This is a genomic window from Pseudomonas sp. PME37.24/025, from assembly GCF_055556615.1.
Genome location: NZ_JBVHNK010000011.1, coordinates 265,129 through 290,016, shown reverse-complemented (window position 1 = coordinate 290,016; position 24,888 = coordinate 265,129). Strand labels below are relative to the sequence as shown.

Below are 24,888 nucleotides of genomic sequence, written 5' to 3'. Positions count from 1 at the left end.
AGCCTTCGCGGGCTCCCTTCCGCAGGTTGCGGTCTTTTTTTGCCCTGAAACATAACCTGACAGACAAAACTGTGGTCGAATAAATGACAGCAGCTTCAGCGCATCACCATGCGCGCTGCCTTAAGGGAGCTTCAACCATGAAACGTTTTGCCTTGGCGGTTATCTGTTGCACGCTGGCCACATCGGCCCTCGCGGCACCGAAATCCTGTGAGGAACTCAAGGCCGAGATCGAAGCCAAGATCCAGGCCAATAACGTCTCGTCCTACACTCTGGAAATCGTCACCAACGACGAAGTTCACGATCAGAACATGGTGGTCGGCTCATGCGAAGGTGGCACCAAAAAAATCATCTACCAAAAAAATGATCGCTGATTCGTCTCACATGACGCAGTTGGTCAGTCGATCCTCGGCGACAATCTCCCGCTTGGCGTTATACAGCCGGGCGCTGGGGGTGAACGCTATAGAACGCGCTTCCAGCAGGTAACGCTGGCCGGCTTCGAAATGGTCGTAGTTGATGGTCAGATAGCACAGCCGCTCCAGCGGAGCATTCATCAAGCCCGAGCCGCCGCCAAACACTTCAAAATCGAAACGTACTCTTAGCTCATGGCTTCCCGGGGTGACCTGGAAGTAACGCCCGTCGCTCAGCCGCTGGTTGTCCAGCCGTTCGGCCATCAGCAGTTTCCCGCCAGGGCTCGGCGTAGCGAAGTCGACCCAGGCCATCTGCGGATCGACCGCCGGCAACGGACTCGTGCAACCGACAAAGGCGCCTGCAGCGAGCAACAGCAACAACCTGCGCATGATGAATTTCCCAAGGACTGATAATTCAGCATAGCGTCGATCAAGTACGTTGGCAGCCTGCCGGTGTGCCCTGCCCAATCACTTTTCGCTGTTGATCATAGAGCTTCGCCCACGGCCGAAAGCCGATATATCCCGCTTGCAGCTGATACCGCTGACCGGCGTTGAAGTCCTTGAATTTCACATTCAACTGGCAGTCGCGCCACAGCGGCTCGGCGTCGGGGCCAATGTTGGTCGGCTGGACTGCGAACAAGTAGCGAACCGTCAGCTCATGGCTACCCGGCTGCACCTCGAAGTAGCGCTTATCGATGGAAGCCTTGTCATCGACTTCCACCGCTTGCAGCGCGGTGTCTTCCTGCCGTGAATCCAGATCGATCCATGCCTGCGACGGATCAGGGGTGGGCAGTCCAGCACAACCGGCCAGCATCAGCAGGCCTCCCGTCAGCATCAACTTACGCATAGCGGAGCTCCAATAGGCGGGATAGTCTTGCGGGCAGACTTTCCAGGGATGTTTTTATTTTGATCAGGCCGCGTCCAAGCCTTGGGTTACTTGATCGCGTTTTACGCATTTTGTTTCCGGGGATGTTTCTTTTGTTATTGAACGGCTGCACCAGCATCAGCTATTACGGCCAACTGGCCAGTGGTCAGCTGCACTTGCTGCGGGCACGGGAGCCGGTTTCCAGTGTGATTGCCGATTCCGGCCGCGATCAGCAATTGCGCGCGCATCTGGCGCAATCACAAAAGGCCCGGGCATTCGCCAGCCAATATCTGCACCTGCCGGACAACCAGAGCTACCGCCTGTACGCCGACATCGGCCGACCGTTTGTAGTCTGGAACGTCTTTGTCACGCCGGAGTTTTCGCTGAAGCCGCAAAACCATTGCTTCCCCGTCGCTGGCTGCGTCGCCTATCGCGGGTATTACAGCCAGAGTGCTGCCCGCGGTGAGGCCGCGTTGCAACGCTTGCAAGGTATGGACGTGTCGATTGGCGGCGTCGAGGCCTATTCGACGCTCGGTTGGTTCAACGACCCGATCATGAGCTCAATGATGGGTTGGGGCGACGAACGGCTGGCTACGCTGATTTTCCATGAGCTTGCCCATCAACGTTTTTATGTGAAAGACGACACCGAGTTCAACGAGTCCTTCGCCACCTTCGTCGAGCAGGAAGGCACTCGGCAATGGCGCGCATTCCGAGGCATGCCACCGGACAACGGAGCTTTGGAGCAGCAACGCGACCAGTTCATCCAATTGATTCTGGACGCCCGCAAGAGGCTGGAACGACTTTACGCCCTGCCACTGCCTGCCGAGCAAATGCGCGAGCGCAAAGCCGCAGAGTTCGAACAGTTGCACCGTGAATACCGGACGCTACGCGACAGCCAATGGGCCGGGAACAAACGCTACGATACCTGGATCAACACCCCGATGAACAATGCCCGACTGCTCCCGTTTGGTTTGTATGACCAATGGGTACCGGCGTTTGCCGCGTTGTTCGGGCAGGTCGATGGGGATTGGGTGAGGTTTTATGCGGCGGTGGAGAAATTGGGCGCAATGCCGCTTGGGGAGCGTAAGGCAGCGTTGAACGTGTTGGCGGGATCAAAGAGCCCCGGCGGCTGAACGGGCCTCTTCGCGGGCAAGCCTCGCTCCCACATTAGATCGGTATATGCCAAAGCCCTTTGGCAAAGTACAAATCCCCTGTGGGAGCGGGCTTGCCCGCGAAGGCGCATTGATCAGCGCTGCAAAAACGCCTGATGCAGTTCATCCAGCGTCTCGAAGTGATACGCCGGTGCTTCGGCGCTCAGCTCTTCCCGGCTGCCAAACCCATAGCCCACCGCCGCCGCGTCCAGTCCATTGCTGCGAGCGCCGATCAGATCGTGTTTACGGTCGCCAATCATCAGGGTATTGGCCGGGTCCAGGCCTTCTTCGCTCATCAAGTGCGCAATCAGCTCGACCTTGTTGGTCCGCGTGCCATCCAGTTCACTGCCGTAAATCACTTTGAAATGCTTGGCGAAGTCGAAGTGCTGGGCGATTTCCCGGGCGAAAATCCATGGCTTGGAAGTCGCGATGTATAGCTGTCGCCCTTGCCCACCGAGGGTTTCCAGCATCGGCATGACGCCATCGAACACCCGGTTCTCATACAGCCCGGTGACCTTGAAACGCTCGCGATAGAAGTTCACCGCTTCCCAGGCCTTGGGCTCGTCGAAGTCGTAGAACTGCATGAACGCCTGCAACAACGGCGGGCCGATGAAGTGCTCGAGCCTGGTCAGGTCCGGTTCATCGATGCCCAATTTGCTCAGGGCGAACTGGATGGAGCGGGTGATGCCTTCGCGCGGGTCGGTCAGCGTGCCATCGAGGTCGAACAGTACGGTTTGGTAATGCATGAAAATTCCTGGGCAATAGCGAGACACTTTCCATTATCAAGAGGCTTAGAGCTGGTCGTAGCCTTCGGCCAGATGCAGATCCTTGAGCTTCACGTAGTTCGCCGCGCTGTAGGTGAAAAAGGCTTTTTCCTTGTCAGTCAGCGGCCGGATCTGTTTCACCGGGCTACCGACGTAGAGGAACCCGCTTTCCAGGCGCTTGCCCGGGGGTACCAGGCTGCCAGCGCCGATGATCACATCGTCCTCGACCACCGCACCGTCCATGACGATGCTGCCCATGCCGATCAGAATCCGGTTGCCCACGTCGCAACCATGAAGCATGACTTTATGCGCGATGGTCACATCGTCACCGATCAGCAGCGGGAAGCCATCGGGGTTGAATGGCCCGGCGTGGGTAATGTGCAACACGCAGCCGTCCTGCACGCTGGTGCGTGCACCGATTCGGATGCGATGCATGTCGCCGCGGATCACTGTCAGCGGCCAGACGGAGCTGTCTTCGCCGATTTCGACGTCGCCGATCACCACCGCCGAGCCGTCGACAAAGGCGCCTTTGCCCAGCAGCGGCGTGTGGTTCTGATACTTGCGAAGGGTCACGATAGGCTCTCTCTCTTTTGCTGATAGCTGCGGTGAGCGTCGATTGTAATTAAGATGGGGCCATGTTTCTTCCCGCATGTTTTCCAGCCAAGGTGCCAACCGTGAGCGTGAACAACCCTCTTCTGCAGTCCTACGACCTGCCGCCGTTCTCGGCGATCCGTGCCGAACACGTGCAACCGGCCATTGAAAAGATCCTGGCTGACAACCGCGCCGCCATCGTCGATATCCTCCAAACCCAAGGCACACAACCGACCTGGGCCGGCCTGGTGCTGGCGATGGATGAGCTCAACGATCGTCTGGGCGCCGCCTGGAGCCCGGTCAGCCACCTCAATGCCGTGTGCAACAGCGCCGAGTTGCGCGAAGCCTACGAGTCCTGCCTGCCGGCCTTGAGCGCCTACGCCACCGAGCTGGGCCAGAACCGTGAACTGTTTCAGGCCTATGAAGCGCTGGCCAATAGCCCTGAGGCCGCCGGGTTCGACGTGGCGCAAAAAACGATTCTGGAACACGCCCTGCGTGACTTCCGTCTGTCGGGTATCGACCTGCCTGCGCCTGAGCAAAAGCGTTACGCCGACGTGCAGAGCAAACTGTCGGAGCTGGGCAGCCGCTTCTCCAATCAGTTGCTCGACGCCACCCAGGCCTGGACCAAGCACGTCACCGACGAAGCCGCCCTCGCCGGCCTGACCGAGTCGGCCAAGGCGCAAATGGCCGCCGCCGCACAAGCCAAAGAGCTGGATGGCTGGTTGATCACCCTGGAATTCCCGAGTTACTACGCGGTGATGACCTACGCCCAGGACCGCGCCCTGCGCGAAGAAGTCTACGCCGCCTACTGCACCCGTGCGTCGGACCAAGGCCCGAATGCCGGTCAGAATGACAACGGCCCGGTCATGGAAGAAATCCTCGACCTGCGCCAGGAGCTGGCAAAATTGTTGGGCTTCACCAGTTTCTCGGCGCTGAGCCTGGCCACCAAAATGGCCGAGTCCAACGATCAGGTACTGAGTTTCCTACGCGACCTGGCCAAACGCAGCAAGCCGTTCGCCGCCCAGGATCTGCAACAGCTCAAGGCCTACGCCGCCGAACAAGGTTGCCCGGACCTGCAAAGCTGGGACAGCGGTTTCTACGGGGAAAAACTTCGCGAACAGCGCTACAGCGTCGCCCAGGAAACCCTTCGCGCATACTTCCCGATCGACAAGGTTCTGGGAGGTTTGTTCAGCATCGTCCAGCGCCTGTACGGCATCGAGATCGCCGAGCTGAAAGGCTTCGACACCTGGCATCCGGACGTTCGCCTGTTCGAAATCAAGGAAAACGGCCAGCACGTCGGCCGATTCTTCTTCGACCTGTATGCCCGCGCCAACAAGCGCGGCGGGGCCTGGATGGACGGCGCTCGCGATCATCGCCGCACAATCAACGGCGTGCTGCAAAGCCCGGTGGCGAACCTGGTGTGCAATTTCACCCCGGCCGACAGCGGTAAGCCGGCCCTGCTGACCCACGATGAAGTGACTACGCTGTTCCACGAATTCGGTCACGGCCTGCATCACCTGCTGACCCGCGTCGAGCATGCTGGCGTGTCCGGCATCAATGGCGTGGCCTGGGATGCGGTCGAGCTGCCAAGCCAGTTCATGGAAAACTGGTGCTGGGAGCCAGAAGGCCTGGCGCTGATTTCCGGTCACTATGAAACCGGCGAACCACTGCCTCAGGACTTGCTGGAGAAAATGCTCGCGGCGAAGAACTTCCAGTCCGGCCTGATGATGGTCCGCCAACTGGAGTTCTCGCTGTTCGACTTCGAATTGCACGCCACCCACGGCGACGGTCGCAGTGTGCTGCAAGTGCTCGAAGGCGTGCGCGATGAGGTCTCGGTCATGCGTCCGCCGGCCTACAACCGTTTCCCCAACAGCTTCGCTCACATCTTTGCCGGCGGTTACGCGGCGGGTTACTACAGCTATAAGTGGGCTGAAGTATTGTCGGCCGATGCCTTCTCGAAATTCGAAGAAGACGGCGTACTCAATGCCGAGACCGGTCGCGCCTTCCGTGAAGCGATCCTGGCGCGGGGCGGCTCCCAGGAACCAATGGTGCTGTTCGTCGACTTCCGTGGCCGTGCGCCATCGATTGACGCACTCTTGCGCCACAGCGGCCTGAGTGAGGACGCGGCAGCATGAGTGAGGGACCTGTGATTACCAAAAAACGCTTTATCGCCGGGGCAGTCTGCCCGGCCTGCAGCGAGCCGGACAAGTTGATGATGTGGAACGAAGACGAAGTCCCGCACCGCGAGTGCGTGGCCTGCGGTTATTCGGATACGCTGAATGAACAAGGTCTGTCCGTGCCCAAGGAATTGGGCACGCGGGTCAATACTTCGGCACTCAAGGTGCCGGACGCCAAGGTCCAGGCCGTGCAGTTTTTTCCGAACCCGAAGTTGAAGAAGAAGCCAGACGAGCAACACTAAGTGCTGGAAACAACCTTCCACTGCGCCATGCAGTGGGAGGTATTACTTACTCGACATGGGCCGATTTGAACCAGTTCTTCATCGAGCAACTGGCAAATGGGCTCGTGCTGCAATCACCATTGGCCAGTGCCGTACGAAGTTTGTCGACATCGGCCTGCATCATGTAACGCACACCATCCTTGAAATGAGTGCTGTCACCAAAGCCGCCTTGGGTCATTTCATTCAAGGCATCTTCCTTGCTCCAGCCCTGCACGACCACTCGGTACATCGCAGCCATCAGGCCAGTGCGATCAGAACCATGCTTGCAGTGCATCAGTACCGGGCCTTTGGCTTCGGCGGTCTGAATCGTGCGAAGAGCCTTGATCACATCACTGTCATCCACGTGATTGGTGCGGTAAGGCAACTGTATCCGGGTGATTCCGGGTGTGGACAACCAGGTCGAGTCCGACTCGGGCAGGAAATTGATGACAGTGCCGACCTTGAGTTTCTCCAGCAACGGTACCGCTGTGCGGTCGGGCAATGCACTGCGATACAGCGTCGGGGACATTTTAAAAAGGTTGTATTTGGCCTCTACCGGTTGAGCCCACTCCGAGGGCCGAGGTAAAGCCGAGTCGTCAGCGTAGGCCAGCGTCAGGTTGAAAAATGCGGCCAGCGACAAAAAGAGCATCGCGGGTAAAAGGCGCAGTAGGGGCATGCTCAGGTTGACCGTAAAGTGTGGAGAAGTAACCGACATCCTGAACCTGGGGCAGTCAAAGGCCTGTGAGGCCACTGTCAAAGAATCGTGAATAAATAGCTGATTTCCGACACAGAGGGTCATCCAGGGTGTTGCAGTCAAAGTACCGACTTCGCTGATTGACGTTATATACAGAAAAACTCTGACTTTCAGTGATGCATTAGTTTCGAGACTAACTCCGACACGGGACTGAATCAGTAAAGGGAGATAAAGCAAACCTGCACGTACACTCATGCAGGCTTGACAACAACTATAAATTTCAGGGATTTACAATGCTGGAATAAGCCTTGGCCAAAGCCAGAAGTTTGGCCCTGTCATCATTATCAATATCGCCGTCGCCGTCCACATCGCTGTTGATGGTCTTGATCGTGAAGGACCGGCCAGCATCGCTGGAAACCGCTGTCACATAGACGGAGTCGACCAGTGCTGTGGTCTCCACCTTATTTACCGCATCCCACTCCAACTCTTTACGTGCAAGTTGCATCGATACCTGGGCTTCATGGGGGCTGGTGATATTGGGCGCCAGCAGTTGTAAAAAAATACCGCGCTGATTAAAAAGCGACATGATTAGATCCTTCTAATTATTGATCCACGACAACTTCGTGTGGAATGGATAGTAATGACATTTATTGTAAGCGCACCACTTTATATCTGTTACTCGCGATGACTGCTGCGGAGGCACAATTCATCTTGTTAGTTAATTTGGTTATCTAAGGTATGAAGCTGCCGAACGGCACTAGTCTGTCACCTGACCTTCGGATACTGTATGCACATACAGCCATTGGACTTTTGTCGATGAATACGCCTCTGCCACCCCGCGGCCGCGGTACCGCCACCAACCCGCACAACCGCTTCGCGCCTAACTGTTCAGTGGCCGAGGATGACGGCTGGTATCAGGAAGCGCCGATCACCCAAGGCACCGAGGTGCGCATTGAGACGGCGAAAACCATCATCACCCGCAATCACTCGCCAGACCTGCCATTCGATCGTTCGATCAATCCCTATCGCGGCTGTGAGCACGGCTGCATCTATTGCTACGCACGGCCCAGCCACGCCTATTGGGATATGTCACCGGGGCTGGATTTCGAAACCAAACTGATCGCCAAAACCAACGCCGCCGATGTGCTGGAAGAACAACTGTCCAAGCGCGGCTATCAATGCGCGCCGATCAATCTGGGTTCCAATACCGATCCCTATCAGCCCATCGAACGTGAACACAGAATCACCCGCAAGACTCTTGAAGTGCTGCTGCGTTACCGCCATCCGGTGACCATCATCACCAAGGGCTCGCTGATTCTTCGCGATCTGGACTTGTTGGCCGAACTCGCCGAACAAAGGCTGGTGGCGGTGATGATCAGCCTGACCACGCTGGATGATGAACTCAAACGCATTCTCGAACCTCGCGCCGCGGCACCCAAGGCACGACTGCGGGCCATCCGGGTGATGCATGAGGCCGGGATTCCGGTGGGCGTTTTGTGCTCCCCGATGATTCCAATGATCAACGACAGCGAACTCGAAAGCCTGCTGACCGAAGCTCATGCGGCCGGCGCGCAAAGCGCGGCCTACATGATGTTGCGCCTGCCGCTGGAAGTGGCGCCACTGTTCGAAGAGTGGCTGGCTGCCCACTATCCTCAGCGCGCAGCTCATGTGTTGAGCCTGATCCGCCAAAGCCGTGGTGGTGAGCTCTACGACAGCCGGTTCGGTGCCAGAATGCGCGGTGAAGGACCGTTTGCGGATCTGTTGGCGCAGCGCTTCGCCAAAACCATCAAGCGCCTGGGGCTCAATCGTCGGGAAGGTTTCAATCTGGATTGCGAAGCCTTTTGTCCGCCGGGTCGCCAAATGTCGTTGATTTAAGGGCAATTGGCCCTATGGTTGAGTAGAGAAAACGATACGCCGCGTTTAGGCTGGTCACGTCTTTGGTGACCTGGAACACTCGTTCTAGAGCGTTTTATTCAGTTTGAGTTAAGTTTCAACCGCTACCTTGTTCATCGAGTGACTGACGGGTCTGGCCTTTCGACCTGGACGTTTTTTAAACAGCCACTGGCTTCATACCGGACAAAACGGGAAAATTCCCTGACTCCGCCAAAGAGGATGAATCATGAGTGACAAGGATAAACAGCCGTTGGCTGCGTCGGCTTCAGCCCAACCCGAGGCGGAAACCGCCGATGCAGCGCTGCAGCATATCGTTGATGGCTTTTTGCACTTTCATCACGAGATCTTTCCACAGCAGGAAGAACTCTTCAAAAAACTCGCCACGGCCCAGCGGCCTCGAGCGATGTTCATCGCGTGTGCCGATTCACGCATCGTTCCCGAACTGATTACCCAAAGCGCCCCTGGCGACTTGTTCGTGACCCGCAATGTCGGCAACGTCGTGCCGCCCTATGGGCAAATGAACGGCGGTGTTTCCACCGCCATCGAATACGCGGTGCTGGCTCTCGGCGTACAGCACATCATTATCTGCGGGCACTCTGACTGTGGCGCCATGCGTGCAGTGCTCAACCCGCAGAGCCTGGAAAAGATGCCGACGGTAAAGGCCTGGCTGCGTCATGCGGAAGTGGCGAAAACCATGGTTCAAGACAACTGCCATTGCACTGACGAAAACGAGAGCATGCATATCCTCACCGAGGAGAATGTGATCGCTCAGCTGCAGCATTTGCGCACACACCCGTCGGTGGCCTCGCGCATGGCCAATGGTCAGCTGTTTATCCATGGTTGGGTCTACAACATCGAAACCAGCGAAATCAAAGCTTACGACGCGGATCAGGGGTGTTTCCTGCCGCTCGATGGCAGTCATCCGATTCCGGTGGCGACGCCTAAAGCGCGCTTCTAAATCCTCCGTGTGGTTTAGCCGAGGCTGCTGATCTGGCAGCCTGCTTTGCCATGCCTGAAGAAAACTTCGGGAGAGTCACCATGCGTGCTGCTCAACTAAAAGCTGTTCTGCCACGGGAGCTACTGGCTTCGGTGGTTGTGTTTCTGGTCGCCCTGCCCTTGTGCATGGGTATCGCCATCGCCTCGGGGCTGCCGCCGGCCAAAGGTCTGATCACCGGCATCATCGGTGGTCTGGTGGTCGGCTGGCTTGCCGGATCGCCGCTGCAAGTCAGCGGCCCGGCGGCGGGTCTGGCGGTATTGGTGTTCGAACTGGTGCGCCAGCATGGTATCGCCATGCTCGGGCCGATCCTGCTGCTGGCGGGTTTTCTGCAATTGGTGGCCGGGCGCCTGAAACTGGGTTGCTGGTTTCGGGTCACCGCGCCGGCGGTGGTGTACGGCATGCTCGCCGGGATTGGGGTGCTGATCGTGCTGTCACAGGTGCATGTGATGCTCGACGCGGTGCCCAAACCCTCGGGGCTGGATAATCTGGCGGCCTTCCCCGCTGCAGTGATTCAGGCTTTGCCTTCGTTTGGCTGGCAAGCGGGTTTGCTCGGGCTGTCGACCATTGCCGTGATGTGGCTGTGGGAAAAATTCCGTCCGCACTCCCTGCGTTTCGTTCCTGGAGCATTGCTTGGGGTCGGCCTGGCAACGGTCGCCAGCCTCGTGCTCGCATTGCAGGTCAAACGCGTAGAGGTCCCGGCCAACCTGGCGGAAGCCATCGATTGGCTGCGCCCGGCGGACCTGCTCAACCTGGCAGACCCGACCCTGCTGATCGCTGCCTTCGCCGTGGCCTTTATCGCCAGCGCCGAAACCCTGCTCTCGGCCGCCGCCGTGGATCGCATGCACAGCGGCCAGCGCTCGGACTTCGACCGCGAATTGTCGGCGCAAGGTGTGGGCAACATGTTGTGTGGCCTGCTCGGTGCGCTGCCGATGACCGGGGTAATTGTGCGCAGCTCGGCCAACGTCCAGGCCGGCGCTACTACTCGACTGTCGGCGGTGTTCCATGGTCTGTGGTTGCTGGCCTTCGTGCTGCTGCTGTCGAGCGTGCTGCAAAGCATTCCGGTGGCAAGTCTGGCGGGGGTTCTGGTTTATACCGGTTTCAAACTGGTAGACCTCAAGGCCTTTCGCGGTCTGGGCCGTTATGGCCGGATGCCGATGTTCACCTATGCGGCGACCGCACTGGCAATCATCTTCACCGACCTGCTGACCGGCGTGCTGATCGGCTTCGGCCTGACACTGGCCAAACTGGCCTGGAAGGCTTCGCGCCTGAAAATCAGCCTGATCGATCTTCCGGCGGACGGCGAGATGGAGTTGCGACTGGTGGGGGCGGCGACCTTCCTCAAGGTACCGGCGCTGACCCAAGTGCTGGGGAGCATTCCGGCAGGCGCAACGGTGCATGTGCCGCTCAATAATCTGAGTTACATCGATCACTCGTGTCTGGAGTTGCTGGAGGAGTGGGGCCGGGCCAATGCGGCCAAGGGGTCGAAGCTGTTAATTGAAGCGCGGGGATTGAAGCGCAGGCTTGAAGGACGGTTACGTACCACGACCGGAGTAGGCTCAGCCGCTTAAAAACAATGTGGGAGCAACTGTGGCGAGGGGGCTTGCCCCCGTTCGGCTGCGAAGCAGTCGCAAAGCTTTTGGGGCCGCTTCGCGACCCAACGGGGGCAAGCCCCCTCGCCACAGAAGCCCGCTCCCACAGGTGTTCAATTGCTACCGATGAATCAAGCCGCTGGCTGATCCAGCTCAAGGCCCACGCCCAATTGGCGCGACAGGCACGGCCACCGCTTCCACGCGGCGCCGGTGTCCGGGCTGTTGAGTTTCTCGCGGTAGGTTTCTACCGACTCCAGCGCGAAACTTTCATCGTTAAGCATCTCATCCACAGCGTGATGCACCGCCTCATCCAGTTGATTGGCAAATTCCTCGCCGATCAGTTGGTGGGCAATCAGGTTGGCCACAGTCATGTCCAAGGGGATCAATGGCTGGCCAAAATGCTTGATGTACAGGTCGTTGACCTCTTCGACCAACCGATGCGCCAGATACGCTTCATCCAGCAGGCCATCCAGGCCGACGTGACCGGCCATGATCGCCGGCGGCTGGAGGAAAAACTGCTCGGCGATTGTCAGCACCGGTTTGATCTGCGATTCGATGCCCGCTTCCCGTGCGACTTCATTGGCTGCGTCCAGCAGGTCCGGTACTTGCTCTATGTAAGCGGCCACAAAACGGGTCATCACGCCCTTGGCGTCGACATCCGGTAGCTGGATGGCGGAATGCAGGTGTGGCAGTTGAGTTTCCAGTTGACGAGTTAACAGGCCGGTCTCGGCCTCGTGTTGTTGGGCTTTTTGGATCTGCTCGCGCAATGCGGCGGTGTTCATGAAAACTCCAGGAAACAAAGGCAATGAAATAGGGAAGACATAACTTAGCTGGCTTGCGAAAAATGCTAAGACGCATTTGTCATAATTATTTCATCCTTGAGACATCGAAGTTATATCGATTTGCCACCACTCGTCTGCATCCTTCTCCATTCGTGACCCGGAACGCAAGTGCTACCTGTTTCGATTGATTTACGCCATCGCGTTGCGAGGTGGCAGTCGCTGTCTATACTCGGTTCTGAATGGAGTTAGCTGATGACGCCCGACTGCATATGCAGCAAGGCTCGGCGATTCAAGTTCGTAGTCTGAAAAAGCCGCTCCCTTGCCGCAGGTGAAAGCCGGCGGGATAAAAAGAACTATAAGGGGAACCCGCAATGATGCGACATCCACATGTCTGGATGGGCCTCCTGTTGTGGTCGATTTTCAGTCAGGCGCAAGCGGCCTGGACTGTGAATATGGCGCCTGGAGCGACTGAAATCAGTCACGCAGTATTCGATCTGCACATGACCATTTTCTGGATCTGTGTAGTGATCGGCATCATCGTCTTCGGCGCCATGTTCTGGTCGATGATCCTCCACCGCCGCTCTACCGGGCAGGTGGCCGCAAAATTTCATGAAAGCACTACCGTCGAAATTCTCTGGACCATCGTACCGCTGCTTATTCTGGTGGCCATGGCGGTCCCCGCAACTGCCACCCTGATCAAGATGTACGACAACACTGAGCCGGATATCGATATCCAGGTCACCGGCTATCAGTGGAAGTGGCATTACAAATACCTGGGTCAGGACGTCGAGTTTTTCAGCAACCTGACCACTCCCGCCGATCAGATCCACAACAAGGAAGCCAAGGGCGAGCATTACCTGTTGGAGGTCGACAAGCCGCTGGTGCTGCCGATCGGTGCCAAGGTGCGCTTTCTGGTGACCTCCGCCGACGTCATCCACTCCTGGTGGGTGCCGGCCTTCGCGGTCAAGCGCGATGCGATTCCGGGCTTCGTCAATGAATCCTGGACCCGTGTCGAAAAGCCCGGCATCTACCGTGGCCAGTGCGCCGAGTTGTGCGGCAAGGATCACGGCTTCATGCCGATCGTGGTCGAGGTCAAGGAAAAGGCCGATTACGAAACCTGGCTGGGCGAACGCAAGGCGGAAGCTGCGCAGCTCAAAGAGTTGACCAGCAAGGAATGGACCCTCGACGAGCTCAAGGAGCGCGGCGACAAGGTCTATCACACCACCTGCGTGGCCTGTCACCAGGCCGAAGGTCAGGGCCTGCCGCCGATGTTCCCGGCACTCAAGGGCTCGAAAATCGCCACCGGACCGATCAAGGATCACCTGAGCATTGTCTTCCACGGCAAGCCCGGCACCGCCATGGCGGCGTTCGGCAAGCAGCTCTCGGAAGTCGATATCGCAGCGGTCGTGACCTACGAACGTAACGCCTGGGGCAACAACAAAGGCGACATGGTCACCCCTAAAGAAGTGCTGGAGCTGAAACAGGCGGAAAGCAAATGAGCCGGTCTATTGCGTACGTAAGGAACCGCTCGGGGCATGACGCCCCGGCCCGCCCAGCCCATCCGTTTGCAGGAGACAGGACATGACAGTTGTAGTCGATGAGCATGTTCATACCGGCACCGCCCACGCCCACGGCCCCGCCAAAGGCCTGATGCGCTGGGTGCTGACCACCAACCACAAGGATATCGGCACGCTGTACCTGTGGTTTGCGTTCACCATGTTCCTGCTGGGCGGCTCGTTCGCCATGGTGATTCGTGCCGAGCTGTTCCAGCCGGGACTGCAAATCGTCCAGCCGGAATTCTTCAACCAGATGACCACCATGCACGGCCTGGTGATGGTGTTCGGTGCGGTGATGCCGGCCTTCGTCGGCCTCGCCAACTGGATGATCCCGTTGATGATCGGCGCGCCGGACATGGCCTTGCCGCGGATGAACAACTTCAGTTTCTGGCTGCTGCCAGCAGCGTTCCTGCTGCTGGTATCGACCCTGTTCACCCCCGGTGGCGGGCCGAATTTCGGCTGGACCTTCTACGCACCGCTGTCGACGACCTACGCGCCGGAAAGCGTGACGTTTTTCATCTTCGCCATCCACTTGATGGGGATCAGTTCGATCATGGGGGCGATCAACGTGATCGCGACCATCCTCAACCTGCGCGCCCCCGGCATGACGTTGATGAAAATGCCGCTGTTCGTCTGGACCTGGCTGATCACCGCGTTCCTGCTGATCGCGGTGATGCCGGTATTGGCCGGCTGCGTGACCATGATGCTGATGGACATCCACTTCGGCACCAGCTTCTTCAGTGCCGCCGGTGGCGGAGACCCAGTGTTGTTCCAGCATGTGTTCTGGTTCTTTGGCCACCCCGAGGTGTACATCATGATCCTGCCGGCCTTCGGTGCCGTCAGCTCGATCATCCCGGCGTTTTCGCGCAAGCCATTGTTCGGCTACACCTCGATGGTCTACGCCACGGCGAGTATTGCGTTCCTGTCGTTCATCGTCTGGGCGCACCACATGTTCGTGGTCGGCATTCCGCTGGTGGGCGAGTTGTTCTTCATGTACGCCACGTTGCTGATCGCGGTGCCCACCGGGGTCAAAGTGTTCAACTGGGCCAGCACCATGTGGCAAGGCTCGCTGACCTTCGAGACGCCGATGCTGTTCGCCGTGGCGTTCGTCATCCTGTTCTCCATTGGCGGGTTCTCCGGATTGATGCTGGCCATCGCCCCGGCGGACTTCCAATACCAGGACACCTACTTCGTGGTCGCACACTTCCATTACGTGCTGGTGCCGGGGGCGATCTTCGGGATCTTCGCCTCGGCCTACTACTGGATGCCGAAATGGACCGGCCACATGTACGACGAAACCCTCGGCAAGCTGCACTTCTGGCTCTCGTTCATCGGCATGAACATGGCGTTCTTCCCAATGCACTTCGTGGGTCTGGCGGGCATGCCGCGGCGGATTCCGGACTACAACCTGCAATTCGCCGACTTCAACATGGTGTCGTCGATCGGCGCTTTCATGTTTGGGGCCACGCAGATCTTCTTCCTGTTCATCGTGATCAAGACCATTCGTGGTGGCGAGCCGGCACCGGCCAAACCGTGGGATGGGGCAGAAGGCCTGGAGTGGAGCATTCCGTCGCCGGCGCCGTATCACACCTTCACCACGCCGCCGGAAGTGAAATGAGACGCGTCGGTCCTGTGGGAGCTGGCTTGCCTGCGATAGGGCCAGCGCGGTGTGTCAGATACACCGCTATCGCGGGCAAGCCCGCTCCCACAGGGACGTCGATGGAGGTTAGAAATCATGGCTGATTCGATTTCGACGAAGAAACTGGTCACCCGCCTGTTACTGGTGGTGGTGGCGATGTTTGTCTTCGGCTTTGCCCTGGTGCCGATCTACGACGTGATGTGCCAGGCGTTCGGCATCAATGGCAAAACCGCCGGGCAGTATGAAGGCGAGCAAACGGTCGACGTCTCGCGGCAGGTTCGCGTGCAGTTTCTGTCAACCAACGCCGCCGACATGGCTTGGGACTTCTATCCCAAGGGCGATGAATTGGTCGCACACCCGGGGGCGGTGAACGAGATGATTTTTATCGCCCACAACCCGACCGATCGCCCGATGAGCGCCCAAGCGGTGCCGAGCATCGCGCCCAGCGCAGCCGCAGCGTACTTCCACAAGACCGAATGTTTCTGCTTTACCCAGCAAGTGCTGCAGCCCGGTCAACGCATCGAGATGCCGGTACGGTTCATTGTTGACCGCGACATGCCCAAGGATGTGAAGCACCTGACGCTGTCCTACACGCTGTTCGATATCACCGCACGTCATCCGCCCGTGGCTGTTGCAGTAAGCACCGGCGGCTAGGCGTTAAAGCGTGCCCGATAAGGAGAACAATAAATGGCAACTCACGAACATTATTACGTTCCAGCCCAGAGCAAATGGCCGATCATCGCCACGGGCGGCATGCTGGTCACGGTGTTCGGCCTGGGCACCTGGTTCAACGACCTTAAGGCTGCGCGGCCGGAATCCCACGGCCCGCTGATCTTTTTCGTCGGCGGCCTGCTGCTGGCCTATATGCTGTTCGGCTGGTTCGGTACGGTGATCAAGGAAAGTCGCCAAGGGTTGTACAGTGCACAGATGGACCGCTCGTTCCGCTGGGGCATGAGCTGGTTCATTTTCTCGGAGGTGATGTTCTTCATCGCCTTTTTCGGTGCGCTGTTTTATGTGCGCAACGTCGCAGGTCCGGCACTGGGCGGTGAAGGCACCAAAGGCATCGCCCACATGCTGTGGCCAGCGTTTGAATTCACCTGGCCGCTACTGAACAATCCGGACTCGAAACTCTTTCCTCCACCCAAGGAAGTCATCAGCCCCTGGGGTTTGCCGCTGCTCAATACCGTGCTGCTGGTGAGTTCCAGCGTCACCGTGACCATCGCTCACCATGCCTTGAAGAAAGGCCATCGCGGCGCACTGAAAATCTGGCTGGCACTGACCGTGTTGCTCGGTTGCGGGTTCCTCACCTTTCAGGCCGAAGAATACATGCACGCCTACCACGAGTTGGGCCTGACCCTGGGCTCCGGCATCTACGGCGCGACCTTCTTCATGCTCACCGGTTTCCACGGCGCCCACGTGACCATCGGCACGATCATTCTGTTCGTCATGCTGATGCGGATCATGCGCGGGCACTTCGATGCCGACCATCAATTCGCCTTCGAGGCGGCGAGCTGGTACTGGCACTTCGTGGACGTGGTGTGGATCGGTCTGTTCGTTTTCGTCTACGTGCTCTGAGCCTTGGCTTTCATGACTACCAAGGCACGTGAGACACCAACTGGCCGCTGAAAAAACCCCAGGCGATCAAGCCGACAGTGGTGGCGGCCAGCGCAACACGAACACTCAAGGCGATGACCAGACGATTCGAGTGGCTGTCGTCCTTGACCAGAAAAAACAGGCCGCTGAACAGGCTGACAACCGTGGCAATCAGCATCAGGACGATGGCTGTTTTGAGCATGGTGACACTCCGGGGGACAGGCGATGCATCTGAGTATAGCTATCGCGACTACCGACTTTCTGGCGACGCCATGAAGCGCTTCCGGCCGGGCCTCATGCCGACCCTGGTGGTCGCGATGCTGCTGCCTTTGCTGGTGTCGCTCGGGTTCTGGCAGTTGGGCCGGGGCGCGGAGAAAAGCGCGCTGCTGCAAAGCTACGCCGAGCGCCGGACGGCCGAACCGATGGCCAGCACCGAACTGCAACACACCGAAGATCCGGCCTTCCGCCGGGTTCGCCTGCACGGCCAGTTCGATGCCGAACACAGCCTGCTGCTGGACAACCGTCAGCGCGATGGCAAGGTCGGGGTCGAACTACTACAACCGTTTCATGACCGGGCAACCGGGCTCTGGCTGCTGGTCAATCGCGGCTGGTTGCCGTGGCCGGATCGGCGCACACCGCCGTCATTCACCACACCGACTCAGGCATTGAGCCTCGACGCCTGGGTCTACGTCTCCCCCGGCGCAACATTCCAGTTGCACGCCGACCCAGACGCCACGACCTGGCCACAACTGGTCACCGCCATTGAACCGGCCAGGCTCTGGGCAGCGCTTGACCGTGACGGCTTTGCCTACGAATTACGCGCGCAAAGCGGTCCCGCGACCTACCAGGCCGATTGGCCGGTGGTGGCCATGGGACCGGAAAAACACTTGGCTTATGCCGTGCAGTGGTTCGCCCTGTCGATCGCCCTGCTCGGCCTTTACCTCTATCTCGGATGGCACAACGCAAAGGAGAACAATAATGGGAGCGGCCATGAATCCACTCGGCATGTCTGAGGCGAAAACGCCGGTAAATCGTCGGCGCGGGCGCTTGCAGTTGTTACTGATCCTGTTGGGCGTGGTGGGCCCGATGATCCTCGCCACCGGCATGTACAAATTGCAGTTCTGGGTGCCAGAGGGCCGCAGTTATCACGGTGAACTGATCGGCAACGGCCAGACCCGTGCCGACATCGGCGTACCGGCGCAAGAAGACCGCTGGCAGTTGCTGGTGACAGCACCCAAGGACTGTTCGGTGGACTGCCAGCAGCTGGTGTATCTGGCGCGCCAGATACAGATCGGCCTCGGTCGCGATGCTGCCCGCGCCAGCCATGCGCTGGCCATCGCGCAGCCGCTGAACAGCGATTACGAGACTAAACTTCAACGAGAGTACCCACAGCTGCAACGTTATTCACTGGACTCGCCGACCTACATCAAAGGCGCTCAGAGCAATGACACGCCGCACCTGTGGATCATCGACCCTCACGGCAATCTGGTGCTGCGCTACGACCCGACGGTGAAGGGCAAGGACCTGCTCAACGACCTGCGCCATTTGCTGAAACTGTCGAACATCGGATAAGGGCATCGTCATGGCCAAACCTGGATTTCGCCTCGCGCTGTTTGCCACCTTGCTGGCACTGATTGTGGTGTTGCTCGGCGCCTACACGCGCCTGACCCACGCGGGCCTTGGCTGTCCGGACTGGCCCGGCTGCTACGGCTTTATCAGCGTGCCGAACAGCGAAGCCCAACTGGCCCATGCCGAACTGCATTTTCCCGATACGCCGGTAGAAGCCCACAAAGGCTGGAACGAGATGCTTCACCGCTACTTCGCCGGCACATTGGGGCTGTTGATCACGGTGCTGGCGGGCCGCGCCTGGACCCATCGTCATCACCCGGGGCAGCCGGTGAAATTACCGTTATTCTTGCTGGCGGTGGTGTTCGCCCAAGCGGCATTCGGCATGTGGACGGTGACGCTCAAGCTCTGGCCGCAAGTGGTCACCGGGCATTTACTCGGTGGCTTTGCGACGTTGAGTCTGTTGTTTCTGCTGACCTTGCGCCTGTCCGGCGTGTTGCCGGCGCTGACCGTACCACGGCGTTTGCAGCACTGGGCGACCGCCGGGTTGCTGCTGGTGATCCTGCAAATTGCCCTGGGTGGCTGGGTCAGTTCCAATTACGCGGCGGTGGCCTGCATTGACTTTCCGACCTGCCACGGACAATGGCTGCCACCGACTGATTTCGCCAACGGCTTTCACCTGACCCAACACATCGGCCCCAATTACCTGGGCGGGCAACTGGACAGCGATGCCCGCACCGCGATTCACCTGACTCACCGTATCGGCGCGCTACTGGTCACCCTCGTTCTGCTCGGTCTGGCCTGGCAACTGAAGGTCGTCGGCATGACGCGTCTGGCCGCCATGGTGCTGATCGCCCTTGCAGCACAAATCACCCTGGGCATCAGCAACGTGGTGTTTCACTTGCCGCTGCCGGTGGCCGTCGCCCACAACGCCGGTGGTGCAGCCCTGCTACTGACGATGGTGCTGGTCAATTATCACGCGCGAACCAGTCTGGTTCGGGTCAAGCATCAGCCCCCAGTGCGCTGGCATCTCAGCCCGCGTAAACACTCGGCCGGCCCCATAACAATAAAAGGAGAAATGCCATGGCGACCCTGATCGGCGAACGTCACAGTCAGGCAATCTGGCGCGATTATCTGGAGCTGACCAAGCCGAAAGTGGTGGTGCTGATGCTGATCACCTCGCTGGTCGGCATGTTTCTCGCGACGCGCGCCGGGGTGCCATGGACGGTGCTGGTGTTCGGCAATCTGGGGATCGCCTTGTGTGCCGGCGGTGCGGCGGCGGTCAACCATGTGGTGGACCGGCGCATCGACGCGGTCATGGCCCGGACCCACAAGCGGCCCTTGGCCGAAGGTCGGGTATCTCCGAGCGCTGCGCTGACGTTCGCCCTGGTGCTGGCGCTGCTCGGCCAGGCTTTGCTGCTGGCCTTCACCAACCCGTTGACCGCGTGGCTGACCCTCGCGTCCTTGCTCGGTTATGCCGTGGTTTACACCGGTTTCCTGAAACGTGCGACGCCGCAGAACATCGTCATCGGCGGCCTCGCCGGTGCGGCCCCGCCGCTGCTCGGCTGGACCGCCGCCACCGGTCATGTCAGTGCCGAACCGTTGCTGCTGGTGCTGATCATCTTCGCCTGGACCCCGCCGCACTTCTGGGCACTGGCGATTCATCGCAAAGAGGAATACGCCAAGGCTGACATTCCGATGCTGCCGGTGACCCATGGCGAGCACTACACCAAAGTCCACATTCTGCTTTATACCTTTGCGCTACTGGCCGTCAGCCTGATGCCTTATGTGATCCACATGAGCGGCGTGCTCTACCTGATGTGTGCCCTCGCACTGGGCGCGAGGTTTCTGCAATGGGCCGTGGTGCTGTACCGTGGCACTCGGCCGCACGCGGCGATCAACACGTTCAAGTACTCTATTTACTACTTGTTCCTGCTGTTTATCGCGCTGCTCGTAGACCACTACTTACTGTTGAACCTATGACTCGAACCCAGAAAACCGTCTTCATTCTCGTCGCCCTGATCGCGCTGATCCTGGGCCTGACCATCAATAAAGTACTGACCGGAAAAAACCAGGGCGACCCGACGGCACTGATCGATGCGGGGATCATCCTGTTGCCCCAGAGCCGTAACCTGCCAGACGTGAAAATGACCGATCAGGACGGTAAGCCAGTGGCGGTCAACGAGCTGAAAGGCAAATGGAGTGTATTGTTCTTCGGCTACACCTTCTGCCCGGACATCTGCCCGACCACCCTCGCCCAGCTGCGGCAGATCAAGAGCGAACTGCCGGCGGATGCTGTGGACAAGTTGCAGGTCGTTTTGGTCAGCGTCGACCCGAACCGCGACACGCCCAAGCAACTCAAGCAATACCTGGGCTACTTCGATCCCCAGTTCATCGGGCTGACTGCGTCCTCGGTCGAAGACCTTCAGAAGCTGGCCAATGCGGTGAGCATTCCGTTTATTCCGGCTGACACCAGCAAGCCGAACTACACCGTCGACCACAGCGGCAACCTCGCGGTGATCGGCCCGGACGGGACTCAACGCGGGTTCATTCGTGCACCGTTGAACAACCAGAAACTGGTGACGCAGTTGCCGGTAATGCTCAAGCGCGAATAAGCAACACAATACCCTGTGGGAGCGGGCTTGCCCGCGATGACTTAGCATCACTCAACATCGATGTCGCCTGTTTCACCGCCATCGCGGGCAAGCCCGCTCCCACAGGTACGGTGTCTCATGTCTAGTCCTGAAACAGGTGTAAACCTTATTCAGGACGGGACAAGGCACAAAAAAAGGGGCGCAGTGATTGCGCCCCTTCTTCGTTACATCAGCTGATCAGAACGCTGGCAATACCGCGCCTTTGTACTTCTCGAGAATGAAGGCTTTCGCTTCCGGGCTGTGCAGCGCAGCAACCAGTTTCTTCATTGCTTCACTGTCCTTGTCCTCCGGACGGGCAACGAGGATGTTCACGTACGGCGAGTCGTTGCCTTCGATGACCAGCGCATCCTTGGACGGATCGAGCTTGGCTTCCAGCGCGTAGTTGGTGTTGATCAGCGCCAGGTCGACCTGGGTCAGCACGCGCGGGATGGTCGCGGCTTCCAGTTCACGGAATTTCAGGTCCTTGGTGTTCTCGGTGATGTCCTTCACGGTCGACAGGATGTTGTTCGAATCCTTCAACTTGATCAGGCCAGCCTTCGCCAGCAGCAACAGCGCACGACCACCGTTGGTGGCGTCGTTCGGGATCACCACGTTGGCGCCGCCCGGCAGCTCGGTCAGGGCTTTGTACTTGCTGGAGTAAGCGCCCAGCGGTTCCAGGTGCACACCGGCAACGCTGACGAGGTTGGTGCCCTTGGCTTTATTGAACTCATCCAGGTACGGCTGGTGCTGGAAGAAGTTGGCGTCCAGACGTTTCTCGGCCACCTGCACGTTCGGCTGGATGTAGTCGGTGAAGACTTTGACCTTCAGGTCCACGCCTTCTTTGGCCAGGGCCGGTTTAACAAACTCGAGGATTTCCGCATGAGGCACCGGAGTGGCCGCGACGGTCAGGGTGTCGGCAGCGTGTGCGGAAAAGGCTGCAACGGCAGCGAACGCGACGAGTAGTTTTTTCATTCAGCTAACTCCTTGTGGGTACCCGCTTGCGGCGCCCGTTTGGCGCCTGCCAGCGAATGGCCGGCTCATGACTTATTTACGTGAGAAGTGGACAACCAATTTGTCGCCAACGGTTTGCAGCACTTGAACCAGCATCAACAGCAACACCACCGTCACAACCATCACATCCGTCTGGAAACGCTGGTAACCGAAACGAATCGCCAGGTCGCCCAGGCCACCAGCGCCGACCACACCGGCCATTGCCGTGTAGGACACCAGTGTAATCGCTGTCACCGTAATCGCCGCGAAGATGCCCGGGCGGGCTTCCGGCAGCAAGGCATTGATGATGATCTGACGTGTCGTCGCGCCCATGGCCTGGGTCGCCTCGATGATGCCGCGATCCACTTCACGCAAAGCGGTTTCCACCAGTCGCGCGAAGAACGGCGTGGCACCCACCACCAGCGGAGGAATCGCACCGGCGACACCCAGCGAGGTGCCCGTGATCAACACGGTGAACGGAATCATCACGATCAGCAAAATGATGAACGGCAGCGAACGCAGAATGTTCACCACCAGCGACAGCATCGCGTAGACGCCTTTGGCTTCCAGCAACTGACGCGGGCTGCACAGGAACAACAGCACGCCCAGCGGCAATCCCAAAAGCACGGTGAACAACAGCGAACCGCCGAGCATCAGCAGGGTGTCGCCGGTGGCCAGCCAGATTTCGTACCAGTCGATATTGGAAAAGAAACTCATCAGAACTTCCATCAGCGCAGCACCTCCATGTGGACGTCAGCTGCAGTGAAGTGAGCAAATGCCGCTTCCATATCGCCACCGGTGACGGCCAGGGTCAATTGCCCGTAAGGGACGTCTTTGATGCGATCGATACGACCGGCCAGGATGCTGTAGTCCACGCCCGTTTCCCGGGCGACGGTACCCAGCAACGGCGCGTAGGTTGCTTCGCCCTGGAAGGTCAGACGCACGATACGCCCCGGTACGTGAGCGAAGTCATCGCGCTGTTCGCTTTCGTCGATCTGCTCGTCTTCCTGCACGAAGCGCTTGGTGGTCGGGTGCTTGGGGTGCAGGAACACCTCGGCCACCGAACCTTGCTCGACGATCTTGCCGGCATCCATCACCGCCACCTGATCGCAGACCCGACGGATCACATCCATTTCGTGGGTGATCAGGACGATGGTCAGTTTCAGTTCGCGGTTGATCTCGGCCAGCAGTTGCAGGACCGACGCTGTGGTTTGCGGGTCCAGGGCACTGGTGGCTTCATCGCACAGCAGGATTTTCGGTTTGGTTGCCAGGGCGCGGGCGATGCCGACACGCTGCTTCTGACCACCAGACAGTTGCGCCGGGTACTTTTTCGCATGGTCAGACAGGCCGACCCGCGCCAGCAACTCCGCCACACGCCGGTCGATTTCGCTACGGGACAGTTCACCGGCGAGGGTCAGCGGCAGCGCGACATTGTCGGCCACGGTTTTGGACGCCAGCAGGTTGAAGTGCTGGAAAATCATCCCGACCTGCTGACGGAAACGCCGCAGGCTATTGGCGTCCAGCGCGGTGACTTCTTCGCCATCGACGATGATCTTGCCGCCACTGGAGTTTTCCAGGCGATTGATCAGACGCAGCAGGGTACTTTTTCCCGCGCCCGAATGGCCGATCAGGCCAAAGACCTGACCATTCTCAATCGTCAGACTGGTCGGATGCAGGGCGGGAATATCCTTACCGGCGACGCGGTAAGTTTTGTGGACGTTTTGAAACTCGATCACGTAGCGAACCTTGTGGGCGCGTTAGAAAAGGATCAGCGGTTAGCCGGGCGCGCATTTTAGCCTGTCCGTATAGAGGTTCTTAGCATTTATTTCGCATTCAACCTGTCATTTGGCAATAACGCGATCAAAGGTCAGAAATAAGACACAGCGCAAAAGCCAAGGTGATTTCGGCTTAAGGATTTTTATCGAATGGAAGGACGCCTTCGCGGGCAAGCCTCGCTCCTACAGCAGTGAGGCTTGCCCGCGAAGCTTTTAAGGCTTGCGCGGACTCAGAACCATCTGCGCCGGAATGTTGCGCAGAATCTGCTTCTCCAGCTTCAGATCAAACTCCGAATCCAGTTTCTTCACCCGCTTGGTCAGCAACGTGGCCAACCAAGGATAGTCCTGAGTGCGTGGAGCCTGAATACTCACGTCGCACTGATAGTTCACCACATCGGCGGCGATGGCATCCAGTTGACGACGGAGCTTGCTCATATCGGTGAGGTTCAATGCCACCGTGGTGCTTTCAGCCGTGGGGTCGATGACTTTGGCCTGAGGTTTGGCTTCGGCAGCCTTGAGGGCCGCTTCGGCTTTATCCAGTTCAGCCTTGCGCGCATGGACAATGGCGCTGTTGACGCCACCGGTCAGCGCCGGGGCCTTGGGCATCAACACCCGGGCACGGCTGAGGGCAGTGGCTGCGGCATTCACATCGCCTTTTTGCAACACGATCTGGCTACGCAGCAAATAAGCTTCGGCCAATTGCCGCTGGTATTGCTCGAGGGATTGATCGTTGGGCGACTCGGCCTGCAAGGCCGCCAATTGTCCTTCGGCGGTGGCCAGTTCGCTGCTGGCCAGGCTTTGTTCCAGTTGTGCAATAGCCGTGGCCCGCGCATCGGGGGCCTCGGTGGCCGCCGGTGGCGTGCTTTGGCAAGCGCCCAGCAGCAGCGAAAATGCGACAAGGAGCAGATAACGGGAGGCGAACAGCTTCATTCCTGCGACTCTCTATTTGCGCAAAAAACGAGCAAG

Annotated in this window: 28 protein-coding genes; 16 read left to right on the top strand and 12 right to left on the bottom strand. The window is 58.8% G+C overall.

Annotated features, from left to right (window positions below):
* Positions 1-137 precede the first annotated feature (137 nt).
* The gene (locus ACZ3HH_RS21265; protein WP_048397315.1) at positions 138-371 is read left to right on the top strand and encodes a DUF1161 domain-containing protein; all 234 of its coding nucleotides are present in this window, start codon (positions 138-140) and stop codon (positions 369-371) included.
* Positions 372-377: 6 nt separating this feature from the next.
* Here ACZ3HH_RS21265 and ACZ3HH_RS21260 read toward each other — a convergent pair whose 3' ends face one another.
* Together ACZ3HH_RS21260 and ACZ3HH_RS21255 are read right to left on the bottom strand one after the other, a co-directional pair.
* The gene (locus ACZ3HH_RS21260; protein ID WP_123720043.1) at positions 378-797 is read right to left on the bottom strand and encodes a PA0061/PA0062 family lipoprotein; all 420 of its coding nucleotides are present in this window, start codon (positions 795-797) and stop codon (positions 378-380) included.
* Positions 798-837: 40 nt separating this feature from the next.
* A complete protein-coding gene (locus tag ACZ3HH_RS21255; protein WP_008008024.1) occupies positions 838-1,254 on the bottom strand; it encodes a PA0061/PA0062 family lipoprotein in 417 nt (138 codons plus the stop codon).
* A 59-nt stretch (positions 1,255-1,313) separates the two neighbouring features.
* On the opposite strand from ACZ3HH_RS21255, the gene ACZ3HH_RS21250 reads away from it, so the two are divergent.
* A complete protein-coding gene (locus ACZ3HH_RS21250; protein WP_465807394.1) occupies positions 1,314-2,405 on the top strand; it encodes an aminopeptidase in 1,092 nt (363 codons plus the stop codon).
* A 113-nt stretch (positions 2,406-2,518) separates the two neighbouring features.
* On the opposite strand, the gene ACZ3HH_RS21245 is transcribed toward ACZ3HH_RS21250, so the two are convergent.
* Together ACZ3HH_RS21245 and ACZ3HH_RS21240 are read right to left on the bottom strand one after the other, a co-directional pair.
* Positions 2,519-3,169 carry an HAD family hydrolase gene (locus ACZ3HH_RS21245; protein WP_465807392.1) on the bottom strand — a complete coding sequence of 217 codons (651 nt, stop codon included), beginning with the start codon at positions 3,167-3,169 and terminating at the stop codon, positions 2,519-2,521.
* A 45-nt stretch (positions 3,170-3,214) separates the two neighbouring features.
* The gene (locus ACZ3HH_RS21240; RefSeq protein WP_465807390.1) at positions 3,215-3,760 is read right to left on the bottom strand and encodes a gamma carbonic anhydrase family protein; all 546 of its coding nucleotides are present in this window, start codon (positions 3,758-3,760) and stop codon (positions 3,215-3,217) included.
* Positions 3,761-3,861: 101 nt separating this feature from the next.
* Between ACZ3HH_RS21240 and prlC the strand changes: the two genes are divergently transcribed.
* The gene (gene prlC / locus ACZ3HH_RS21235) at positions 3,862-5,913 is read left to right on the top strand and encodes an oligopeptidase A (protein ID WP_465807388.1); all 2,052 of its coding nucleotides are present in this window, start codon (positions 3,862-3,864) and stop codon (positions 5,911-5,913) included.
* On the top strand, positions 5,910-6,197 hold the full coding sequence (locus tag ACZ3HH_RS21230) for a YheV family putative zinc ribbon protein (RefSeq protein ID WP_008152496.1): 288 nt from the start codon (positions 5,910-5,912) through the stop codon (positions 6,195-6,197). Before prlC ends, ACZ3HH_RS21230 begins: the two co-directional genes overlap by 4 nt.
* A 46-nt stretch (positions 6,198-6,243) precedes the next feature.
* Here ACZ3HH_RS21230 and ACZ3HH_RS21225 read toward each other — a convergent pair whose 3' ends face one another.
* Both ACZ3HH_RS21225 and ACZ3HH_RS21220 read right to left on the bottom strand, forming a co-directional pair.
* Positions 6,244-6,891 (bottom strand): dual specificity protein phosphatase family protein, encoded by a 648-nt coding sequence (locus ACZ3HH_RS21225; RefSeq protein ID WP_465807385.1) that lies wholly within the window; start codon positions 6,889-6,891, stop codon positions 6,244-6,246.
* A gap of 298 nt (positions 6,892-7,189) precedes the next feature.
* Positions 7,190-7,495: a hypothetical protein gene (locus tag ACZ3HH_RS21220; RefSeq protein ID WP_465807383.1), complete on the bottom strand. Its 306-nt coding sequence runs from the start codon at positions 7,493-7,495 to the stop codon at positions 7,190-7,192.
* Positions 7,496-7,725: 230 nt separating this feature from the next.
* Between ACZ3HH_RS21220 and ACZ3HH_RS21215 the strand changes: the two genes are divergently transcribed.
* From ACZ3HH_RS21215 to ACZ3HH_RS21205, 3 genes are all read left to right on the top strand, one after another.
* Positions 7,726-8,784, top strand: coding sequence for a PA0069 family radical SAM protein (locus ACZ3HH_RS21215; protein ID WP_465807381.1), 1,059 nt, complete (start codon positions 7,726-7,728; stop codon positions 8,782-8,784).
* Positions 8,785-9,028: 244 nt separating this feature from the next.
* Positions 9,029-9,760 carry a carbonic anhydrase gene (locus tag ACZ3HH_RS21210; protein WP_123356889.1) on the top strand — a complete coding sequence of 244 codons (732 nt, stop codon included), beginning with the start codon at positions 9,029-9,031 and terminating at the stop codon, positions 9,758-9,760.
* An 80-nt stretch (positions 9,761-9,840) separates the two neighbouring features.
* The gene (locus tag ACZ3HH_RS21205; RefSeq protein ID WP_465807379.1) at positions 9,841-11,367 is read left to right on the top strand and encodes a SulP family inorganic anion transporter; all 1,527 of its coding nucleotides are present in this window, start codon (positions 9,841-9,843) and stop codon (positions 11,365-11,367) included.
* A gap of 152 nt (positions 11,368-11,519) precedes the next feature.
* Here the strand turns inward: ACZ3HH_RS21205 and ACZ3HH_RS21200 are convergent, their stop codons facing one another.
* Positions 11,520-12,170, bottom strand: a complete 651-nt coding sequence (locus ACZ3HH_RS21200) for a hypothetical protein (protein WP_465807377.1) — start codon at positions 12,168-12,170, stop codon at positions 11,520-11,522.
* A gap of 371 nt (positions 12,171-12,541) precedes the next feature.
* Here ACZ3HH_RS21200 and coxB point away from each other — a divergent pair, with 371 nt between their 5' ends.
* From coxB to ACZ3HH_RS21180, 4 genes are all read left to right on the top strand, one after another.
* Positions 12,542-13,669, top strand: a complete 1,128-nt coding sequence (gene coxB / locus ACZ3HH_RS21195; protein ID WP_367373491.1) for a cytochrome c oxidase subunit II — start codon at positions 12,542-12,544, stop codon at positions 13,667-13,669.
* A gap of 82 nt (positions 13,670-13,751) precedes the next feature.
* Complete coding sequence (gene ctaD, locus ACZ3HH_RS21190) at positions 13,752-15,344, top strand: cytochrome c oxidase subunit I (RefSeq protein ID WP_367373492.1); 1,593 nt, start codon at positions 13,752-13,754, stop codon at positions 15,342-15,344.
* Between the two features lie 117 nt (positions 15,345-15,461).
* Positions 15,462-16,019 carry a cytochrome c oxidase assembly protein gene (locus ACZ3HH_RS21185; protein WP_465807374.1) on the top strand — a complete coding sequence of 186 codons (558 nt, stop codon included), beginning with the start codon at positions 15,462-15,464 and terminating at the stop codon, positions 16,017-16,019.
* Positions 16,020-16,052: 33 nt separating this feature from the next.
* The gene (locus ACZ3HH_RS21180; RefSeq protein ID WP_465807372.1) at positions 16,053-16,940 is read left to right on the top strand and encodes a cytochrome c oxidase subunit 3; all 888 of its coding nucleotides are present in this window, start codon (positions 16,053-16,055) and stop codon (positions 16,938-16,940) included.
* Between the two features lie 16 nt (positions 16,941-16,956).
* On the opposite strand, the gene ACZ3HH_RS21175 is transcribed toward ACZ3HH_RS21180, so the two are convergent.
* Positions 16,957-17,160, bottom strand: coding sequence for a twin transmembrane helix small protein (locus ACZ3HH_RS21175; protein ID WP_465807370.1), 204 nt, complete (start codon positions 17,158-17,160; stop codon positions 16,957-16,959).
* Positions 17,161-17,230: 70 nt separating this feature from the next.
* Here ACZ3HH_RS21175 and ACZ3HH_RS21170 point away from each other — a divergent pair, with 70 nt between their 5' ends.
* The 5 genes from ACZ3HH_RS21170 to ACZ3HH_RS21150 are packed head-to-tail and all read left to right on the top strand — an operon-like array spanning position 17,231 to position 21,139.
* Complete coding sequence (locus tag ACZ3HH_RS21170; RefSeq protein WP_465807368.1) at positions 17,231-17,971, top strand: SURF1 family protein; 741 nt, start codon at positions 17,231-17,233, stop codon at positions 17,969-17,971.
* Positions 17,937-18,530 (top strand): hypothetical protein, encoded by a 594-nt coding sequence (locus ACZ3HH_RS21165; RefSeq protein WP_465807366.1) that lies wholly within the window; start codon positions 17,937-17,939, stop codon positions 18,528-18,530. The genes ACZ3HH_RS21170 and ACZ3HH_RS21165 overlap by 35 nt, the downstream gene beginning before the upstream one ends.
* Positions 18,531-18,540: 10 nt before the next feature.
* Positions 18,541-19,620: a COX15/CtaA family protein gene (locus ACZ3HH_RS21160; RefSeq protein WP_465807364.1), complete on the top strand. Its 1,080-nt coding sequence runs from the start codon at positions 18,541-18,543 to the stop codon at positions 19,618-19,620.
* A complete protein-coding gene (gene cyoE, locus ACZ3HH_RS21155) occupies positions 19,608-20,507 on the top strand; it encodes a heme o synthase (protein ID WP_460144060.1) in 900 nt (299 codons plus the stop codon). The genes ACZ3HH_RS21160 and cyoE overlap by 13 nt, the downstream gene beginning before the upstream one ends.
* Complete coding sequence (locus ACZ3HH_RS21150) at positions 20,504-21,139, top strand: SCO family protein (protein WP_465807361.1); 636 nt, start codon at positions 20,504-20,506, stop codon at positions 21,137-21,139. Before cyoE ends, ACZ3HH_RS21150 begins: the two co-directional genes overlap by 4 nt.
* Positions 21,140-21,355: 216 nt before the next feature.
* Here ACZ3HH_RS21150 and ACZ3HH_RS21145 read toward each other — a convergent pair whose 3' ends face one another.
* From ACZ3HH_RS21145 to ACZ3HH_RS21130, 4 genes are all read right to left on the bottom strand, one after another.
* Positions 21,356-22,129 (bottom strand): MetQ/NlpA family ABC transporter substrate-binding protein, encoded by a 774-nt coding sequence (locus ACZ3HH_RS21145; protein ID WP_465807359.1) that lies wholly within the window; start codon positions 22,127-22,129, stop codon positions 21,356-21,358.
* Positions 22,130-22,201: 72 nt separating this feature from the next.
* On the bottom strand, positions 22,202-22,876 hold the full coding sequence (locus ACZ3HH_RS21140; RefSeq protein WP_123500528.1) for a methionine ABC transporter permease: 675 nt from the start codon (positions 22,874-22,876) through the stop codon (positions 22,202-22,204).
* A complete protein-coding gene (locus ACZ3HH_RS21135) occupies positions 22,876-23,883 on the bottom strand; it encodes a methionine ABC transporter ATP-binding protein (protein WP_052963570.1) in 1,008 nt (335 codons plus the stop codon). Before ACZ3HH_RS21135 ends, ACZ3HH_RS21140 begins: the two co-directional genes overlap by 1 nt.
* A gap of 252 nt (positions 23,884-24,135) precedes the next feature.
* Positions 24,136-24,852, bottom strand: coding sequence for a PA5502 family lipoprotein (locus ACZ3HH_RS21130; RefSeq protein ID WP_007902852.1), 717 nt, complete (start codon positions 24,850-24,852; stop codon positions 24,136-24,138).
* Positions 24,853-24,888: the final 36 nt, after the last annotated feature.

What these genes read in the sequence shown, in the direction of transcription:
- ACZ3HH_RS21265 (WP_048397315.1), top strand. Translation starts at nt 138, where the DNA reads ATGAAACGTTTTGCCTTGGCGGTTATCTGTTGCACGCTGGCCACATCG.
- ACZ3HH_RS21260 (WP_123720043.1), bottom strand. Translation starts at nt 797, where the DNA reads ATGCGCAGGTTGTTGCTGTTGCTCGCTGCAGGCGCCTTTGTCGGTTGC.
- ACZ3HH_RS21255 (WP_008008024.1), bottom strand. Translation starts at nt 1,254, where the DNA reads ATGCGTAAGTTGATGCTGACGGGAGGCCTGCTGATGCTGGCCGGTTGT.
- ACZ3HH_RS21245 (WP_465807392.1), bottom strand. Translation starts at nt 3,169, where the DNA reads ATGCATTACCAAACCGTACTGTTCGACCTCGATGGCACGCTGACCGAC.
- ACZ3HH_RS21230 (WP_008152496.1), top strand. Translation starts at nt 5,910, where the DNA reads ATGAGTGAGGGACCTGTGATTACCAAAAAACGCTTTATCGCCGGGGCA.
- ACZ3HH_RS21225 (WP_465807385.1), bottom strand. Translation starts at nt 6,891, where the DNA reads ATGCCCCTACTGCGCCTTTTACCCGCGATGCTCTTTTTGTCGCTGGCC.
- ACZ3HH_RS21220 (WP_465807383.1), bottom strand. Translation starts at nt 7,495, where the DNA reads ATGTCGCTTTTTAATCAGCGCGGTATTTTTTTACAACTGCTGGCGCCC.
- ACZ3HH_RS21215 (WP_465807381.1), top strand. Translation starts at nt 7,726, where the DNA reads ATGAATACGCCTCTGCCACCCCGCGGCCGCGGTACCGCCACCAACCCG.
- ACZ3HH_RS21210 (WP_123356889.1), top strand. Translation starts at nt 9,029, where the DNA reads ATGAGTGACAAGGATAAACAGCCGTTGGCTGCGTCGGCTTCAGCCCAA.
- ACZ3HH_RS21205 (WP_465807379.1), top strand. Translation starts at nt 9,841, where the DNA reads ATGCGTGCTGCTCAACTAAAAGCTGTTCTGCCACGGGAGCTACTGGCT.
- ACZ3HH_RS21200 (WP_465807377.1), bottom strand. Translation starts at nt 12,170, where the DNA reads ATGAACACCGCCGCATTGCGCGAGCAGATCCAAAAAGCCCAACAACAC.
- coxB (WP_367373491.1), top strand. Translation starts at nt 12,542, where the DNA reads ATGATGCGACATCCACATGTCTGGATGGGCCTCCTGTTGTGGTCGATT.
- ctaD (WP_367373492.1), top strand. Translation starts at nt 13,752, where the DNA reads ATGACAGTTGTAGTCGATGAGCATGTTCATACCGGCACCGCCCACGCC.
- ACZ3HH_RS21185 (WP_465807374.1), top strand. Translation starts at nt 15,462, where the DNA reads ATGGCTGATTCGATTTCGACGAAGAAACTGGTCACCCGCCTGTTACTG.
- ACZ3HH_RS21180 (WP_465807372.1), top strand. Translation starts at nt 16,053, where the DNA reads ATGGCAACTCACGAACATTATTACGTTCCAGCCCAGAGCAAATGGCCG.
- ACZ3HH_RS21175 (WP_465807370.1), bottom strand. Translation starts at nt 17,160, where the DNA reads ATGCTCAAAACAGCCATCGTCCTGATGCTGATTGCCACGGTTGTCAGC.
- ACZ3HH_RS21170 (WP_465807368.1), top strand. Translation starts at nt 17,231, where the DNA reads ATGAAGCGCTTCCGGCCGGGCCTCATGCCGACCCTGGTGGTCGCGATG.
- ACZ3HH_RS21165 (WP_465807366.1), top strand. Translation starts at nt 17,937, where the DNA reads ATGGGAGCGGCCATGAATCCACTCGGCATGTCTGAGGCGAAAACGCCG.
- ACZ3HH_RS21160 (WP_465807364.1), top strand. Translation starts at nt 18,541, where the DNA reads ATGGCCAAACCTGGATTTCGCCTCGCGCTGTTTGCCACCTTGCTGGCA.
- cyoE (WP_460144060.1), top strand. Translation starts at nt 19,608, where the DNA reads ATGGCGACCCTGATCGGCGAACGTCACAGTCAGGCAATCTGGCGCGAT.
- ACZ3HH_RS21150 (WP_465807361.1), top strand. Translation starts at nt 20,504, where the DNA reads ATGACTCGAACCCAGAAAACCGTCTTCATTCTCGTCGCCCTGATCGCG.
- ACZ3HH_RS21145 (WP_465807359.1), bottom strand. Translation starts at nt 22,129, where the DNA reads ATGAAAAAACTACTCGTCGCGTTCGCTGCCGTTGCAGCCTTTTCCGCA.
- ACZ3HH_RS21140 (WP_123500528.1), bottom strand. Translation starts at nt 22,876, where the DNA reads ATGGAAGTTCTGATGAGTTTCTTTTCCAATATCGACTGGTACGAAATC.
- ACZ3HH_RS21130 (WP_007902852.1), bottom strand. Translation starts at nt 24,852, where the DNA reads ATGAAGCTGTTCGCCTCCCGTTATCTGCTCCTTGTCGCATTTTCGCTG.